Genomic DNA, 16,498 nt, shown 5'->3' on the forward strand with positions numbered 1-16,498 from the left:
CTATGGTCTGACCATACTGTGGTCCGACCATACGCGAGAACCTCTCGGAAGGAGAGTCGTGCGAGTCGCCCTGTTCATCACGTGCGTGAACGACACGCTCTTTCCCGGCACGGGCAAGGCCGTCGTGTCGCTCCTGCGCAGGCTGGGCTGCGACGTCGACTTCCCGGCCGCCCAGACCTGCTGCGGGCAGATGCACGTCAACACGGGCTACCGCGACGAGGGGGTGCGGCTCGCGCGCCACTTCACCGAGGTGTTCGCCGGGTACGACGCCGTCGTGGCCCCGTCGGGATCGTGCGCCGCGATGGTGCGCGAGCAGTATCCCAAGCTGGTCCGGCCCGGCAGCAGGGGCGCCGCGGCCATCGCCGAGGTGGCGCCCCGGGTCCATGAGCTGTCGGAGTTCCTGGTGGACGTGCTCAAGGTGGAGGACGTCGGCGCATATTTCCCCCACCGAGTGACATATCACCCGACGTGTCACTCGCTGCGCGGGCTGCGCCTCGGCGACCGGCCCACCCGCCTGCTGGAGAAGGTCCGCGGCCTGGAGCTCGTCCCCCTGCCCGCGGCGCAGGAATGCTGCGGCTTCGGCGGCACGTTCGCCGTCAAGAACCCCGCCGTCTCCGCCGCGATGGGCGCCGACAAGGTGCGCAACGTCCTCGACACCGGGGCCGAGGTGCTCTGCGCGGCCGACAACTCCTGCCTCATGCACATCGGCGGCACGCTCAGCCGGCAACGGACCGGCATCCGGGTGATGCACCTGGCCGAGATCCTTGCCGCCACCGACGAGGGGACCCGGCCATGAGCGCCACCTTCCTCGGCATGCCCGGCGACTTCCCGAAGAACGCCGCGCGGGCCGTACAGGACTCCCAGCTCCGCTACAACCTGCGCAAGGCCACCCACACCATCCGCGGCAAGCGCGCCGCGGTCGTGGACGAGCTGCCCGACTGGCGAGAGCTGCGCGCGGCGGGCAAGGCCATCAAGGACGAGACGCTCCGACACCTCGACCGCTACCTCGTCCAGCTCGAGGAGGCCGTCACCCGGGCGGGCGGCCACGTCCACTGGGCCAGGGACGCCGCCGAAGCCAACCGCGTCGTCGCCGGCCTCGTCAAGGCCACCGGCGAGACCGAGGTCGTCAAGGTCAAGTCGATGGCCACCCAGGAGATCGGCCTCAACGAGGCCCTGGCCGCCGAGGGCATCACCGCCTACGAGACCGACCTGGCCGAGCTGATCGTGCAGCTCGGCGACGACTTCCCCAGCCACATCCTGGTGCCCGCCATCCACCGCAACCGGGCCGAGATCCGCGAGATCTTCCTCGACAGGATGGGCGACGCGCCGCCCGGGCTGACCGACGAGCCCGCCGCCCTGGCCGAGGCCGCCCGGCTGCACCTGCGCGAGCGGTTCCTGCGCAGCAAGGTCGCCGTCTCCGGCGCCAATTTCATGATCGCCGAAACCGGCACCCTCGTCGTGCTGGAGTCCGAGGGCAACGGCCGCATGTGCCTGACGCTGCCCGAGACCCTCATCAGCGTGGTCGGCATCGAGAAGCTGCTGCCCACCTGGCGCGACCTGGAGGTGTTCCTGCAACTGCTGCCCAGGAGCTCCACCGGCGAGCGGATGAACCCGTACACCAGCACGTGGACCGGCTCCGCCGAGGGCCAGGACTTCCACCTGGTGCTCCTCGACAACGGCCGCACCGACGTCCTCGCCGACGAGGTGGGCCGCCAGGCGCTGCGCTGCATCCGATGCTCCGCCTGCCTGAACGTCTGCCCCGTCTACGAGCGGGCCGGCGGCCACGCCTACGGCTCGGTCTATCCCGGCCCGATCGGCGCCATCCTCACCCCGCAGCTGCGCGGCATGTCCTCCGAGCTCGACGCGTCCCTGCCGTACGCCTCCAGCCTGTGCGGCGCCTGCTACGACGTGTGCCCGGTGGCCATCGACATCCCCGAGGTACTGGTGGACCTGCGCGCCAAGGCGCCCCACGGGGCGGCCGAGCGCGCCGGCATGCGGGTGGCCGGCTGGATACTCGACGACCAGACCCGGCTCGCCAAGGCGCAGCGCGCGGCAGGCCGCCTGCGCCGGCTGGTGCCCAGGCGGCTGCCCGGCCCCCTGTCGGCGTGGACCGACACCCGGGACCTGCCCGAGATCCCGGAGGAATCCTTCAGAGACTGGTGGGAGCGAGAAGGGTGAGCACGAGACACAGCGGCGCCCGCGAGGAGATCCTCGGCCGGATCAGGCGCGCCGTCGAAGGCGCCCCCGAGGTGGAGATCCCGCGCGGCTACCGCACCACGACGGACGTGGCCGACCTGGTGGAGCTGTTCGCCGAACGGGTGCGCGACTACCGGGCCGTCGTGCACGTGCTGCCGGCCGCCGCCGTGCCCGCCAAGGTGGCCGAGCTGGTGGCGGGCCGCCGCATGATCGTGCCGGCCGGGCTGCCCGCCGCGTGGGCGGCCCCCGCCCCGGACGTGGACCCGCGCTCGGCCGACGGCGTGCTCACCACGTGCGCGGTGGCGATCGCCGAGACCGGCACGATCGTCCTCGACACCGGTCCCGGCCAGGGCACCAGGGAGCAGACTCTCATCCCCGACTACCACCTGTGCGTGGTGGGCGCCGGCCAGGTCGTCGGAGGGGTGCCGGAAGCGGTGGCCAGGCTCGACCCCGCCCGGTCCCTCACCTGGATCAGCGGCCCGTCGGCGACCAGCGACATCGAGCTCAACAGGGTGGAGGGCGTGCACGGTCCCCGCACCCTGGAGGTGATCATCAGTACCTGATGACGGCCGCCACGTCCGGGACCTGGTCGGTGAACCACAGCTCCGCGTCCGTCATCGCCGCCGCCCTGGCCAGCGCGGAGTCGGCCCGGTCCTGGACCGGGTCCTCCACGCCCCATCGGCGCAGCTCCTCGGGATCGGTCGCGAGCTGGGTGCCGCCCTCGCCGATCCACACCGGTCCGGGCAGCTCACCGGGCGAGAGCACGGCGTGCACCCTGCCCTCGCGCAGCGCGTGGAACACCCGTCCCAGCCCCACGGGACCGGACGCCTCGCGGTGCCGGTCGAGCAGCTCAGCCCGCCGGCCGTCCAGCCACTCGTCGAGCGCCCGCTCCACGTCCCGCTCGAACCCGCCGTGCTCGGAGCGGCTGCCGTGCTCGACCATCACCACCCGGTCGGCCGCCTTCGTGCCGAGATGGTCGCAGAGCATCGAGCGCGACCGCGGCTCGCCCGCCACGATGACCAGCTCGGTGCCGAGCCGCCGCACCTGCTCGTCGATCTCCTCGGCGACGAGCGCGGCGTTCTTCTCCCAGGTCTCCTCCACGGCCCGCTCGTAGCGGCGCTGCGACCAGCCGCCCTGCGCGGTCTTCTGCAGCGGCCACGACTCGGCCTGCACGGCGGACGTCCGCGGCGAGCCGCCGCCGAACGCGGTCAGCTCCGCCCCCGCGTGGTCCACGATGACCCGCAGGTGCGGCACGTTCTCCCCGCGCCGCATCAGCATGGGCGTCACGTGCGGCAGCGGCGCCCACACGGCCAGTTCCGTCGCCGGCGGCTCGGCGAGCTCCTCCACGAGCACCACGTCGCCGTGCGTGGCGAACATCGCCAGGCCCGCCGCCGGCCGCGCGGCCCGCTCCCGCAGGGCCTCGACCGTCGCCGGGTCGGCGTCGCCCAGCCGGTCCCGGACGGCACGCCAGCGGGCCTCCCGGTCAGCCTCGGTGAACGCGCCGAGGTAGGCCGAGGCGTACGGCCCCCGGCGCTCGTACAACGGCCTGATGAAGTCGAGCCGCACAGATCACCACCTCCGCCTCTCCTTGCCCAGGCCCAGCGCCTCGGCGACCGCCGCCACGTTCACGAAACGCTCGTCGGGCAGCGAACGGACCAGGTCGGTGATGAAGTCCGGCGTGCGGGAGCGTTCCACGTGGCGCAGCAGGTCGGCCTTGGCCGCCGGGAAGTCGGCGTCGCTCAGCCACTTGGCCAGCTCGCTGCGGCGGTCGACGCCCTCCTGGGTGATGCCCTCCGGAGTGCCGGGCTCGTGGCCGGGGGCGTAGGCGTGGGTGGCGGCCTCCTCGCCCGGAATGGGCATCGGCTCCGGCTCCTTCCACTCCTCCGCGTGGGTCGGGCCGCCACCGCGGACCATCCCCTCGGTCTCGTGCTTCTGCTGCTCGTCGACACGACGGGTGTGCTTGGCGCTTCCTCGATCCATGGTTTCCACTCCTCTCCCTCGCGCCCCTACCCCCGCTTTCCCCGGCAAACATGGCCGCTGTGTACGCTGCCGACGTGTTCGATCCTGATGTGACGGTCATCACCGGAAGGCTGCTGCTCCGCCCCTTCCGCCCGGATGACGAGGCACGGGTCAGGTCCATCGTCGAGGCGGGCATGGCCTTCCTGCCGCCCGGCGCACCGGCCCATCCCGCCGGCGTGCCCCACTGGCTGGCCACCGGCGTGCACGAGCTGCAGAGCTCGGGCCAGGGCGTGCACCTGGCCATGACGGACGCCGACGGGCTCATCGTCGGCGCCATCAGCCTCTTCAAGACCTCCTGGGGCGCCGGCACCACCGAGGTCGGCTACGGCGTGCACCCCCTGCACCGGGGCCGCGGCTACGCCACCGAGGCCGTACGCGGCCTGGTCGACTGGGTCTTCGCCGCCACCGACCTGCGCCGGATCGACCTGACCGCCAACCTCGACAACCTCGCCTCCCTCCGCGTCGCGCAGAAGGCCGGCTTCACCTGGGAGGGCGTGCTGCGCGGGGCCACCCTGGACGACGACGGCCCGCACGACCTGGTCGTCTTCGGCCTGCTGCGCGGCGACGACCGCGCCCCCGCCGACAGCCTGCCCCGTGTCGAGCTGCGCAGCGACCGGCTACTGCTGCGCCCGCTCGCCGAGCAGGACGTGCCCGACCTGGCCGCCACGGCCGCCGACCCCGTCACCCAGGCCCACACCGGCGTTCCGCGCGGCTACACCGAGGACCACGCCCGGTCCTTCGTCGCCGCCGCCGAGCAGATGCGCGTCAGGGGGCAGGGCATCGCGTGGGCCGGTGTGGACCCGGCCGGCGGACGCTTCCTGGTGAACGTGGACCTGCGCGACGTCGACTGGGCCAACCGTACGGCCGAGGTCGGCTACATGACCGCGCCGTGGGCCCGCGGCCGCGGCTACGCCGGCGAGGCGGTGCTCGCCGTCGCCCGGTGGCTGTTCGGCACGCTGGTATTCCAGCGTCTCGTGCTGCGGGCCGCCGTCTCCAACCCCGCCTCGCAACGTGTCGCCGAGAAAGCCGGCTTCACCCGCGAGGGCGTCGCGCGCAACGCCCTGCGCGGAACGGACCTCGTCGTCTACAGCCTGGTCCCGGGCGACCTCGTCTGACCCCGGCGCGTCTGGTGAAACGCCGCCGAAGAGGTCACTCTTGGTGGTGAGGCGGTGATGCGTCATGATCACGGTGGTCGGCTGGGACGGATCGGAGCTGTCGGCCGGAGCGGTCGACCGGCTGCGCGAGGCGGCGCTCGTCGTCGGACCCGACGCCGTCGTCGGCCGGCTCAGGCTCACCGCGGCGACCGTCACCGACGAGACGCTGCTCGACACGCTCGACGACCACGCCGAGCACGGCGAGGGCCCCGTCGTGGTGGTCGCCGAGGGCGATCCCGGCTTCTTCGGCGTGGTGCGCGCGCTGCGCGACCACGGCCTCCACCCGGAGGTGCTGCCCGCCACCTCGCTGGTCACCCGCGCCTTCGCCTGCGCGGGGCTCAACTGGGAGGACGCCCTCGTCGTCGCCCCCTCCGGGCCGCACCAGCTCCGCCGGGTCGTCAACGCCTGCCGCGCCCACCCCAAGGTCGCGCTGCTCGTCGCCCCCGGAGTCGGTCCGGCCGAGATAGCCCGCGAGCTGGCCCCCACCACCCCGCGCACCCTCCTCGTCTGCGAGGACCTCGGCGGCCCCGACCAGCGCGTCACCCACAGCCGCATGGGCGAGGCGACCACGCGCCCATGGAAGGACCCCGACGTGGTGCTCGTCGTCGACCCGCTCCACAAGGGCGCGCCGCCCGGCTGGGTCGCGGGCGCGCAGCCCGGCCCGGCCGAGTGGGCGCTGCCGGCCGGCGGGCGGATCCCGCCGGAGGTCAGGGCGTACATCCTGGCCAAGCTGGGGCCCCGGCTCGGCGACCTCGTGTGGGACGTCGGCTCCGGCACCGGCGAGATCGCCGTCGAGTGCGCCCGGCTCGGCGCCGCCGTCGTCGCCGTCGAGCGTGACGAACCCTCCTGCGCCCGCATCCGCGCGGCCGTGCTCGCCCACGGCGTCAAGGTCGCGCTCACCCGCGGCCAGGCCCCGCCCGCCCTCGAACCCCTGCCCGACCCCGACGCCGTCTTCGTGGGAGGCGGCGGTCCCGACGTGATCGTGGCCTGCGCCGCCCGCGGCCCCCGCTCGCTGGTGTGCGTGGTCAAGACCCTCGAACGGGTGCCCGCCGTGCTCGAACGCCTGCGCGAGCACGGCTACCGGGCCGAGGGCACGCAGATCCTCGCCTCCCGGCTGACGCCGCGGCCCGACGGCTCGCACGCGCTGGCCGCCTCCGACCCCGTCTTCGTCGTGCACGCGGTGCCGGCGCACCCAGCGTGACCTGTCCCTCACCGCTGCGCATCGGATATCCTCGCGTGTCTTTGTCTACCACCGGAGAAAGCCTCGATGAAGCCGCCGCTCCTGCTGATCGGCCAGGGCTCGAACGATGACGCCGACTCGGCGGAGTTCGGCAGGTTCGTCCACCGCCTCCGCTGCCGGCTCGACCAGAAGGCCGCCGACGTGTCCGGCGGCTACCTCGAACGGGCGACGCCGCGGCTGAGCGATTCCGTCGCCTCCCTCGTGGCCCGCGGACACCACCGCCTCGTGGCGCTGCCTCTGAGCCTGAACCGCGTGGGAGAGGAGTACCCCGCCGCCATGGAGCGCGAGCAGCAGCGCCACCCGACGCTGATGTACGACTACGGCCGGCCCCTCGGGCCCGACCCGCGCGTGCTCGCCCTGCTGGCCGAGCGGCTCAACGACGCCGCCACCGAGATGCCCCGGCTGCGGCCCCTGGAGGTGGTCGGCGGCCGGCCCCGGCTGCGCGCCGTCGAAGCCGGGGTCGCCGACCTGCAACCCGGCCACGTCGAGCCGGGCGAGACCGCCGTCGTGCTCGTCGGCGAGGGTTCCACCGACCCGTCGGCCAACGCCGAGATCCACCGCGTGTCCCGGCTGTTCTGGGAGACACACGCCTACGACTTCATGACGGTCGAGACGGCGTTCGTGTCCGTCACCCCGCCCGGCGTGCCCGGCGGGCTCGAACGCTGCCACCGGCTCGGCGCCAAGCGCGTCATCGTGGTGCCCTACCTGCTGTTCGCGGGCGGCCTGCTGGAGCGGGTGTGGGCGCAGGCGCTGGCGTACGGCGCCGGGCACCCCGAACTCGACATCCGCTGCGCCGAGGTGATCGGCGACTGCGAGACCCTGGCCGACGTCGTGATCGACCGTTACGAGGAAGCGCTGCAACTGGTCCCCTGACCCGGTCGCGGACTGGCATGCTCCCTGGTGGACCGCTCCGGCCCACGTCCGGACCGCGCCGTGCCCCGCCGCCCGCGACGTCCACCGTCCGCCCGCGCACCGCCCGCCCGCTCGCCAACCTCCTCGCCACCAGCCCCCTCACCCTGCTCGCCCACCAGCCCCCTCACCCTGCTCGCCCACCAGCCCCCTCACCCTGCTCGCCCACCAGCCCCCTCACCCTGCTCGCCCACCAGCCCCCTCACCCTGCTCGCCCACCAGCCCCCTCACCCTGCTCGCCCACCAGCCCCCTCACCCTGCTCGCCCACCAGCCCCCTCACCCTGCTCGCCCACCAGCCCCCTCACCCTGCTCGCCCACCAGCCCCCTCACCCTGCTCGCCCACTCGCCCACCTGCTCGCCCACCGCTCGCCGTCCGTGATCTGTCCGTACCTGTCGTGATTCGTCCGTGATTCGTCCGTGGAGGTTTGCCGTGCTCGCCGAGACGCTCGCCGAGATCCGCCCCGCCGACCCGCGCGCCCTCGCGGACGCCCGAGCGCACCAGGACCGCCTGACCAAGCCGCGCGGCTCGCTCGGCGCCCTGGAGGACGTCGCCGTACGGCTCGCGGGCGCCGCGGGCGCCTGCCCGCCGCCCATGCCGGCCCCCGCCGCGTTGGCCATCTTCGCGGCCGACCACGGCGTGCACGCCCAGGGCGTCAGCCCGTGGCCCCAGGAGGTCACGGTCCAGATGGTCGCCAACTTCCTGGCGGGCGGGGCCGTGGCCAATGCCTTCGCGGCCCAGTCGGGCGCGTCGGTGACCGTCGTGGACGTGGGCGTCGCCGCCGACCTGCCCGACGCGCCCTCCCTGCTCAAGCACAAGATCGCCTACGGCACGGCCGACCTGTCGACGGGGCCCGCGATGAGCGTCGACCAGGCCGTCCAGGCGCTGGAGGCCGGCATCTCGGTGGCCCGCGGCCTGGTCGAGGGCGGGGCCCGGTGCCTGATCACGGGCGACATGGGCATCGCCAACACCACCGCCTCCGCCGCCCTCGTCGCGGCCTTCACCGGCCACGACCCCGCCGAGGTGACCGGCCACGGTACCGGGATCGACGAGGAGACCCACGCGCGCAAGGTGGCCGTCGTCCGGCGAGCCATCGAGGTCAACGACGCGGCCACCGTCGGCTCCCAGCCCAGCGACGCGCTGCGCGTGCTGGCCGCCGTCGGCGGGTTCGAGCACGCGGCCATCGCCGGTCTCATCCTGGGCGGCGCGGCCTGCCGCGTGCCGGTGATCCTCGACGGTGTCATCGCCGGCGCGGCGGCCCTGGTCGCCGCCGCGCTCGACCCCGCGGCCGTCGACCACTGCGTCGCTGGCCACCGCTCCGCCGAGCCGGGCCACGCCGTGGCTCTCGCCGCCCTGGGCCTGCGCCCCCTCGTGGACCTGGAGCTCCGGCTCGGCGAGGGAACCGGCGGCCTTCTCGCCCACCCCCTCGTCTGCGCCGCCGTACGCGTGATGCACGACGTCGCCACCTTCGACTCCGCGGGCGTCTCCGAGAAGCAGAACTGACACCCCGATCCCGCGGCGCCACCCCACCCCACGGTGAGACACGCCACCCCGGACCGCCACGCCACCAGTCGGCCACCCGCCCGCCGCGCCGCGCACCGGCCCGCCCGAGCCCCCACCCGGCCCGCCCGAGCCCCCACCCGGCCCGCCCGAGCCGCCACCCGGCCCGGCCGAGCCGCCACCCGGCCCGGCCGGGCCACCACCCGGCCCGGCCGGGCCGCGCACCGGCTCGCCCGCCGCGCCGCGCCAGCGCCCGCGCCGCCACCTGGCCCGCCCCGGCCGCGTCATGACCCGGCCCGCTCGGCTGCGTCACCCCCGGTCGCGCCGCCGCCCGGCCGCGTCGTCGGCCGGGCGGGGGAGCGGGACGGTGGCGCGGTCCGACCTGGTGGGCCGGGTTATCCTTGGGTGGCTGTCAGCGCTGGCCAGACGCCCTGAGACGACGGAAGCGGGCCCGCTGGATCCCTCCAGCCGCTTGTCGCCGGGTGCTGACCCGTGCGAAGCGAACGCCCCATGAAGACCCGATAGGTTTACCTCCTGACAGACCCAACCTTTGCGAACGGGAGATTCCCACCATGGGCCCCTACCTCCTCGGCCTGCGGCTTTCCGGTCGCCGGGTTCTCGTCGTGGGGGGCGGCCACGTCGCCCAGCGGCGTATTCCCGCCCTGCTGGAGGCGGGCGCGGTGGTCACCCTGGTGTCGCCCGGCGTCACCCCCGCCCTCGACGACCTGATCGCCGCCGGCCGGATCACCTGGCACGCCAGGCCCTACGAGGTGGGCGACTGTGACGGCGCCTGGCTCGTCCAGGCCTGCACCGACAAGCGTTCCGTCAACACCGCCGTCGCCGCCGAGGCCGAGGCCAAGCACATCTGGTGCGTACGCGCCGACGACAAGGACGCCTCCGCCGCGTGGACCCCCGCCTCCGGCAAGGTCGACGAGATCACCGTGGCGGTCACCGCCGGCGGCGACCCCCGCCGGGCGGCCGGCATCAGGGACGCCGTGGTGGGCGCGCTGCGCGACGGCACCGTCGACGCCCGGCGCAGCCGCACCAAGCCGGTCGGCGTGGCCCTCGTCGGCGGCGGTCCCGGCGACCCCGGTCTGATCACCGTTCGTGGCCGGCAGCTCCTCGCGCAGGCCGACGTGGTCGTGGCCGACCGGCTCGCGCCCCGCGCCCTCCTCGACGAGCTCGCACCCGACGTCGAGCTCATCGACGCCGCCAAGGTCCCCTACGGCAGGTCGCTGGCCCAGGAGGCCATCAACGACGTGCTCGTCGACCGGGCCAGGCAGGGCAAGTTCGTGGTCCGGCTCAAGGGCGGCGACCCGTTCGTGTTCGGCCGAGGCGGCGAGGAGATGATCGCCTGTGCCCGAGCGGGCATCCCCGTGCTGGTCGTGCCCGGCATCACCAGCGCCGTGGCGGTGCCCGCCTCGGCCGGCGTCCCCGTGACGCATCGGGGCGTGAGCCAGGAGTTCCACGTGGTGTCCGTCCACGTGGCGCCCGACGATCCGCGGTCCACCGTCGACTGGCCCGCCATGGCGCGTTCCCAGGGCACCTTGGTGCTCCTCATGGCCGTCGAGCGGCTGTCCAAGGTCGCCGAAGCGCTGCTGCGAGACGGACGTTCGCCGGAGACTCCCGTAATGGTCGTCCAGGACGGTACCCTTCCGACCCAGCGGGCGGTCGTCGCTCCGCTTTCCACCGTCGCCGACCGCGTGTCCGCGGCTGGGATACGACCGCCGGCGATCGTCATCGTCGGCGACGTCGTCAGGGTGGGCCAGGAGGTCGAGATGGTTCGAGCGGAGCGCTTGCCGTGAACACGGCCATGGACGACGGGCGTCCGGAGTCGCCGGGCGAGCAGACCCTCAACTTCCGCGCGATCAGCGACGACACCCCCGCCGAGCCACCCCCTCCCGCGTTCGACGCCTTCGCGCCCAGGGTGGCGCCGTCACGGGCGAGCGAGCCCGCCCATGCGCACGAACGCGCCACCAAGGACGTACCGACCCAGAACGACGAGCCCCCGCGCCCGGACAGACCGGCACCGAACGACGAGCACGCACGCGAGGACGCCCCGCGGGAAGACACGGACCCGGAGGGCGCGGCCCCCTCGGCGGAAGAGCCCGCTCCCGAGCACGAGACCGGTCACCCGGACCTTGCGGCTGCGGCCCGTGACGACGCCACCGCCCCGGACGAGCCGGTCCTGGGTGACCGCACCGGCCCGGAGCCCGTCCCGGGTGACCGCACCGGCCAGGGCGAGCCTGTGGCGGACGACTTCACCGACCCCGACGAGCCCGACCCCGATGACGACCGTTCGCCTGAAGCGCCGGCCGCGCCGGAAGCGCCCGCCACGGAGGTCGCCTTCTCCGGGGACGGTTCTGCCGCCGTGGAGGATGTACGGGCCCAGGCCGAATCCCCGGATGACGCCTTCTCGCCGGATGAGCCCGTCGCGGCTCCCAACCCCGTCACGAGCACGGAACATCCTGCCGAGCCCGTGGAGCCCGTGGAGCCCGTGGAGCCCGTGGAGCTCGTGGAGCCCGTGGAGCCCGTGGAGTCGGCCGACGGCGCCGAGGCGACCGGCGAGGACGACCATCGAGCCGATGTTGTCGAGCCGGGCGACCGAGCCGAGCCCACCGCTCCCGGCGACCCAGCGGAACCCGCCACTCCCGGCGACCCAGCCGAGCCGACCACTTGCGGCGACCACACCGACGCGCTTCACCCGGACGCGCCCGCCGAGCCGCCGCGGCGCAGGGGAGGCGAGGGGCTGCCTCCCGAGACGGTGGCCGCGCTGACGGCCGCCCTCGACACCCTGCGCGCCAGCGTCTCGGAGGTCAGGTTCGGGCTCGACCTGCCGGGCGCCGAGGAGGCGCGGCAGGCGCAGGCCGATCTGCTGACCCAGCTCCAGGACTACGTGCTGCCGAGGGTGCGCACCAGCACGGCGCCCGCCCTCATCGTCGTCGCCGGCTCGACCGGCGCGGGCAAGTCCACGCTGGTCAACTCGCTGGCCGAGAAGAACGTCTCCCGCACCGGCGTGCGGCGGCCCACCACGGGCGTGCCTGTCCTGGCCTGCCATCCGGAGGACCGCGCCTGGTTCGCCGAGGGAGAGCTGCTGGCCGGGCTGCGCCGCATCGACACGCCCCAGCCGGACGCCGGGCTCGACAGCATGATCGTCGTGCCTACGGAGAAGCTCCCCCAGGGCGTCGCGCTGCTCGACACCCCCGACATCGACTCGGTCGTCGAGGAGCACCACGAGATCGCCCAGCGCATGCTCGACGCGGCCGACCTGTGGGTGTTCGTCACCACGGCCGCCCGCTACGCCGACGCCCCCGCCTGGAACCTTCTCAGGCTCGCCAAGGAGCGCGGCGCCCGGCTCGCCATCGTGCTGTCCCGGGTGCAGCCGAGGGCGCGCGACGTGGTGCTCAAGCACTTCGTCCGCATGCTCACCGAGTACGGCCTGGGGGAGATTGACCGGTTCGTCATCAACGAGGCGAAGGTCGTCGACGGCCGCCTGCCCGACAGCGAGGTCACCGAGCTGCGCCTGTGGCTGGCCGAGCTGTCGGTGGACGAGGAACGCCGGGAGCAGGCCGTACGCGAGACGCTGAACGGCGTGCTCAACAGCTTCCGCACCCGCGTCCCCGCGCTGGCCAAGCACCTGGAGGTCCAGGTCGCCTTCCGCACGGAGCTGCGTGCCGACGTGGAGGCGGCCTACCGCAACGCGCTCTCCGAGACCGACAAGGCGTTCCGCGGCGGCACGCTCATCCACGGCGAGGTGCTGGCCCGCTGGCAGGACTTCGCCGGGTCCGGCGACCTTCTGCGCACCCTTCACCTGCGCAAGCGCGGCAGGTCGGCCGGTCAGGCGCCCGAGCGCGTCATGGCGTTCCGGACGGCGCTGCGTGCCGGGCTGGAGTCGGTGATCGTCGCGGGTGCCAACCGGGCCGCCGAGGAGGTCGCGGCCCGCTGGCGGCACCGCTCGCCGCTCGGCGCCAAGCTCGCCGAGGACCTCGACCGTCCCTCCGACGATCTCGTACGGCACGCGAGCCGGGCCATCGCCGCCTGGCAGGAGCACGTCACCGAGATGGTGCGCACCGACGGCGTGGCCAAGCGGTCGGTGTCCAAGCTGCTCTCGTTCGACGCCGACTCGCTGTCGTTGATCTTCATGGTCGCGATGTTCAGCGGTCCCGTCGAGGGGCTCCAGCACCGGCTGGTCACCGCGTTGCTCGGCGCCGAGTCGCTGCGGGGCATCGGGGCCAAGGCGCTCAGCGATCTGAGGGCCAGGATCGGCATGCTGTTCGACGAGGAATCCATGCGTTACGCGCACGTACTCGACTCGGCGGGCATTCCCGACGAGTCCATCGCGACGCGTCTGTACCAGGCCACGTACAACCTTGAGGTGGCTCGATGACCACCGTCGCGGCGAGGCCGAGCCTCGCGACACGGCTGACCGCCCTCACCAAGATCGTCGAATTGGGGCCGGGGCGGCTCGAACCCAAGCTGCTCGCCGAGGCGAGCACGCTCCTCACCCGCGCCGGTGAGCGGCTCAAGCTGTCGTCCGAACACACCGTGGTCGCCCTGGCGGGCGGCACCGGCAGCGGGAAGTCGTCGCTGTTCAACGCCCTGTCCGGTCTCGAACTGTCGCCCACGGGGGTGCGCAGGCCCACCACGGCCCGCACCCATGCCTGCGTGTGGGGTCTGGAAGGCGCGACGCCGCTGCTCGACTGGCTGCAGATCCAGTGGCGGCACCGGTTCTCCCGGTCCAGCGCGCTCGACAAGGGCGAGACCCAGCTGAACGGGCTCATCCTGCTCGACCTGCCCGACCACGACTCGATCCGCGCCCTCACCGACAACGAGGCCGACCGGCTCATCGGCGTGGCCGACCTGGTCGTGTGGGTGCTCGACCCGCAGAAGTACGCCGACGCCTCCACCCACCGCCGCTACGTCACGGAGCTGGCGGGGCACGAGGCGGTGACGGTGTTCGCCCTCAACCAGGCCGACCGGCTGAGCGCCGAAGAGCTCGCCGAGCTGGTCATCGACCTCAACGACCTGCTTCGGCGCGAAGGCGTCGAACACCCCAGCGTGGTGCCCACCTCGGCCGTCACCGGCCGGGGTGTCGACAGCCTCAAGAGCGTGATCGCGGCGGCCGTCTCCCGGCGCAGGGCCGCCGTCCAGAAGCTGGAGGCCGATCTGCACCGGCTGGAGCAGCGCATCGCGCAGACGATGCCGGTGGGGGAGGCGCTGTCGGCCCCCTCGACGGTCGACGACGCCCGCAGGCTCGGGCTCACCGACGCGCTGTGCGACGCCGTGGGCGTACCCGCCGTGGGCGAGGCCATGGAGAACGTCTACGCCGAACGGTCGATGAGCTGGGTCGGCTGGCCGTACCCACGATGGCTCGCCAAGCTGCGGCCCAACCCCCTCAAGGCCCTGCGCCTGCACGACGTCGCCGACGAGATCCGCGGCATCGCCTCGGGCAGCGTGAGCGCCCAGCCGGCCGAGGTGGTCAACGCCGTCCAGGCGCTCGCCGACGGCCTGTCGTCCGACATGCACCCGGTGTGGCGCTCGTCGCTCAACCACGCGGCCCGTTCGCAGGCGGCCAAGCTCCCCAAGGCGCTCACCGACGACCTCTCCGAGGCCGCCCCCCGGCTCGACCGGGTGCCGTGGTGGTGGCGGCTGCTCAAGATGTGGCAGTACACGCTGGTGGCGGGGTTCGTCCTGGGCCTGGCCTGGCTGGCGACGGGGCTGCTGTTCCCGGGGCAGGCGCCGCTCGGCGTCCGGTTGCTCGGCGACACGGCGGCGCTGCCGTGGGTGGGGCTGATGATGGCCGCCGTGCTCGGCCTGGGCGCGTTGTCGGGGATCGCCGCACGCAACTTCGTCGAGTTGGGCGCCTCGAAGGAACGCGAACGCCTCGAACGCGAGATGCGCCGCCGGGTGTCGGCCATCGCCGAGACGATGGTGGTGGAGCCGGTCGAGCGCGAACTGGGGCGTCACCATGCCTTCTACACGGCCATGAGGGCCATGGCCGGCTGAACCGCCCGGCCCTGGCCCTCGGCGCGGCCGGCTCGTCCACAGGCCGGCTCGCCGTCGCCCTCCCTGTCCACAGAACGTCGTTCGCCTCCCGTGCGCGCGTACCCGCTGCGGCACCGTGGTACCAGGTCGCGGGCACTCCGCCCGCCCGCCGCATGGGAGGCAACGGATGAACGACATCTACATCACGCTCACCGGCAACGTCGCAGCAGAGCCCCGTCAATACACCTTCGAGGACGGCGCGAGGGTGACGTCGCTGCGGGTGCTGACCGCTCACCGCTACTTCGACAGGAAAACCGGGCAGTGGACCGACGGCGAGAAGGTGTGCTTCGCGGTGCGCTGCTGGCGGGCCCTCGGTGACAACGTGGCTCAGTCGATCAAGGTCGGGCATCCCGTGGTGGTGTCGGGCAAGCTGCGCATCCGCGAGTTCGGCCCGGAGGGCGACCGGCGCTTCATGCCCGAGGTGGAGGCCAGCGCGGTCGGCCATGACCTGCGCTGGGGCACGGGCGTGTTCGCCAAGCCCGACAGGGGCGGCGCGGGGGCGAGCGTCAGCAGGGAGATGCGCGACCGGCTCGACGCCGAGACCGAAGACTGGGCCATGGGCACCAGGCCCCCCGCCGCGACGCGGCCGGCTCCGAGCCCCCTGGACCTCTCCACCCCGCCCGCGACCCCGCAGCCTGCCACCACACCGGACGGCACCGCCACCGCCCCATCCCTGCCCGTGGACCCGGCCCTGTCCGTCGACCCGGGCTCAGCCCAGGTCGTGACCACGCGGCAGGACGTGGCCACGACCCCCGCTCCCAAGACGGGCAGCGCCCGGCAGAGCGCCGCCAAGGCGAGGAAGGGCGCCGCCGGCAGCAGCGCCGCGGTGCGCATCCTCGGCGCGGACGACAACGAGAGCGAGTCCGAGGACGCCGAATGGCCGACCGACGAACGCGCAGCCGCCTGACCAAGCGGCCGGACACGGACGCGGAGCCGGGTACGGGACGCGGGGATGGACGCAGAGCCGGACAGGGACGCGAAGGCGCATCGCGCGGAGCCGGACACACGGACGTGGAGCAGCACACGGCGAACAGGCCGCACATGACCACCGACAGTCCTCCACCCGCTGCCCAGGCCGCGCGGACTTTGGTCGGGCGGGCACGAGTGTGGAAGGCGTTGACCCGGGCTCCGGCCACGTTCTCGGCGCGCGGCACCGAACGGGTGGTCGTCTCGACTGACTCGGGTGTGTGCCTGCCGCAGTGTTCGGGCATCGTGGCATTGGGCCGCGCGACCTTCGCCACGGTGCCCGCACCTCACTGGATCGTCCCCGTACACGCCGCGTCACTTCCGCCCGCCGACGAGCCGATGCCCCCCGACGACCTCCGCGGCGATGGGTCACTGCCTTGGCCGCCTCAGGACGATGTCCGCCGCGGCCGAGGGCATGGGCCTCACCCGGCTGGCGTACGCCGACGAAACCGTGTCGCCGAGGCTCGCGG

General features: G+C 73.7%; 13 protein-coding genes. 11 read left to right on the forward strand and 2 right to left on the reverse strand.

Annotated features, from left to right (window positions below; all coding sequences use genetic code 11):
• The first annotated feature begins 58 nt into the window (after nt 1-58).
• The 3 genes from CXR44_RS18290 to CXR44_RS39495 are packed head-to-tail and all read left to right on the forward strand — an operon-like array spanning nt 59 to nt 2,759.
• Nucleotides 59-796: a (Fe-S)-binding protein gene (locus CXR44_RS18290; RefSeq protein ID WP_101787267.1), complete on the forward strand. Its 738-nt coding sequence runs from the start codon at nt 59-61 to the stop codon at nt 794-796.
• Nucleotides 793-2,178 carry a lactate utilization protein B gene (locus CXR44_RS18295; protein ID WP_101787268.1) on the forward strand — a complete coding sequence of 462 codons (1,386 nt, stop codon included), beginning with the start codon at nt 793-795 and terminating at the stop codon, nt 2,176-2,178. Before CXR44_RS18290 ends, CXR44_RS18295 begins: the two co-directional genes overlap by 4 nt.
• Nucleotides 2,175-2,759: a LutC/YkgG family protein gene (locus tag CXR44_RS39495; RefSeq protein WP_180903525.1), complete on the forward strand. Its 585-nt coding sequence runs from the start codon at nt 2,175-2,177 to the stop codon at nt 2,757-2,759. Before CXR44_RS18295 ends, CXR44_RS39495 begins: the two co-directional genes overlap by 4 nt.
• Here CXR44_RS39495 and CXR44_RS18305 read toward each other — a convergent pair.
• Both CXR44_RS18305 and CXR44_RS18310 read right to left on the reverse strand, forming a co-directional pair.
• A complete protein-coding gene (locus CXR44_RS18305) occupies nt 2,749-3,762 on the reverse strand; it encodes a baeRF2 domain-containing protein (RefSeq protein WP_101787269.1) in 1,014 nt (337 codons plus the stop codon). The genes CXR44_RS39495 and CXR44_RS18305 overlap by 11 nt on opposite strands.
• A 3-nt stretch (nt 3,763-3,765) precedes the next feature.
• Nucleotides 3,766-4,176 carry a DUF2795 domain-containing protein gene (locus CXR44_RS18310; RefSeq protein WP_101787270.1) on the reverse strand — a complete coding sequence of 137 codons (411 nt, stop codon included), beginning with the start codon at nt 4,174-4,176 and terminating at the stop codon, nt 3,766-3,768.
• 74 nt (nt 4,177-4,250) lie between these two features.
• On the opposite strand from CXR44_RS18310, the gene CXR44_RS18315 reads away from it, so the two are divergent.
• The 8 genes from CXR44_RS18315 (at nt 4,251) to CXR44_RS18350 (ending at nt 15,969) form a co-directional block, all read left to right on the forward strand.
• Complete coding sequence (locus CXR44_RS18315) at nt 4,251-5,330, forward strand: GNAT family N-acetyltransferase (RefSeq protein ID WP_180903527.1); 1,080 nt, start codon at nt 4,251-4,253, stop codon at nt 5,328-5,330.
• 64 nt (nt 5,331-5,394) lie between these two features.
• Complete coding sequence (locus tag CXR44_RS18320; RefSeq protein ID WP_101787272.1) at nt 5,395-6,570, forward strand: bifunctional cobalt-precorrin-7 (C(5))-methyltransferase/cobalt-precorrin-6B (C(15))-methyltransferase; 1,176 nt, start codon at nt 5,395-5,397, stop codon at nt 6,568-6,570.
• A gap of 66 nt (nt 6,571-6,636) precedes the next feature.
• Nucleotides 6,637-7,482, forward strand: a complete 846-nt coding sequence (locus CXR44_RS18325) for a sirohydrochlorin chelatase (protein ID WP_101787273.1) — start codon at nt 6,637-6,639, stop codon at nt 7,480-7,482.
• Between the two features lie 467 nt (nt 7,483-7,949).
• Complete coding sequence (gene cobT, locus CXR44_RS18330) at nt 7,950-9,020, forward strand: nicotinate-nucleotide--dimethylbenzimidazole phosphoribosyltransferase (protein WP_101787274.1); 1,071 nt, start codon at nt 7,950-7,952, stop codon at nt 9,018-9,020.
• A gap of 569 nt (nt 9,021-9,589) precedes the next feature.
• Entirely contained in the window at nt 9,590-10,822 is a 1,233-nt protein-coding gene (cobA, locus tag CXR44_RS18335; protein WP_101787275.1) for a uroporphyrinogen-III C-methyltransferase, read from the forward strand.
• A complete protein-coding gene (locus CXR44_RS18340; protein ID WP_245899249.1) occupies nt 10,819-13,404 on the forward strand; it encodes a dynamin family protein in 2,586 nt (861 codons plus the stop codon). The genes cobA and CXR44_RS18340 overlap by 4 nt, the downstream gene beginning before the upstream one ends.
• Nucleotides 13,401-15,023 carry a GTP-binding protein gene (locus CXR44_RS18345; RefSeq protein ID WP_101787276.1) on the forward strand — a complete coding sequence of 541 codons (1,623 nt, stop codon included), beginning with the start codon at nt 13,401-13,403 and terminating at the stop codon, nt 15,021-15,023. Before CXR44_RS18340 ends, CXR44_RS18345 begins: the two co-directional genes overlap by 4 nt.
• A 166-nt stretch (nt 15,024-15,189) precedes the next feature.
• Nucleotides 15,190-15,969 carry a single-stranded DNA-binding protein gene (locus tag CXR44_RS18350; protein ID WP_101787277.1) on the forward strand — a complete coding sequence of 260 codons (780 nt, stop codon included), beginning with the start codon at nt 15,190-15,192 and terminating at the stop codon, nt 15,967-15,969.
• The last annotated feature ends 529 nt before the right edge of the window (nt 15,970-16,498 follow it).

Origin of the sequence: Nonomuraea indica (genome assembly GCF_002850745.1) — a bacterium.
Taxonomy (GTDB): Bacteria; Actinomycetota; Actinomycetes; order Streptosporangiales; family Streptosporangiaceae; genus Nonomuraea; species Nonomuraea indica.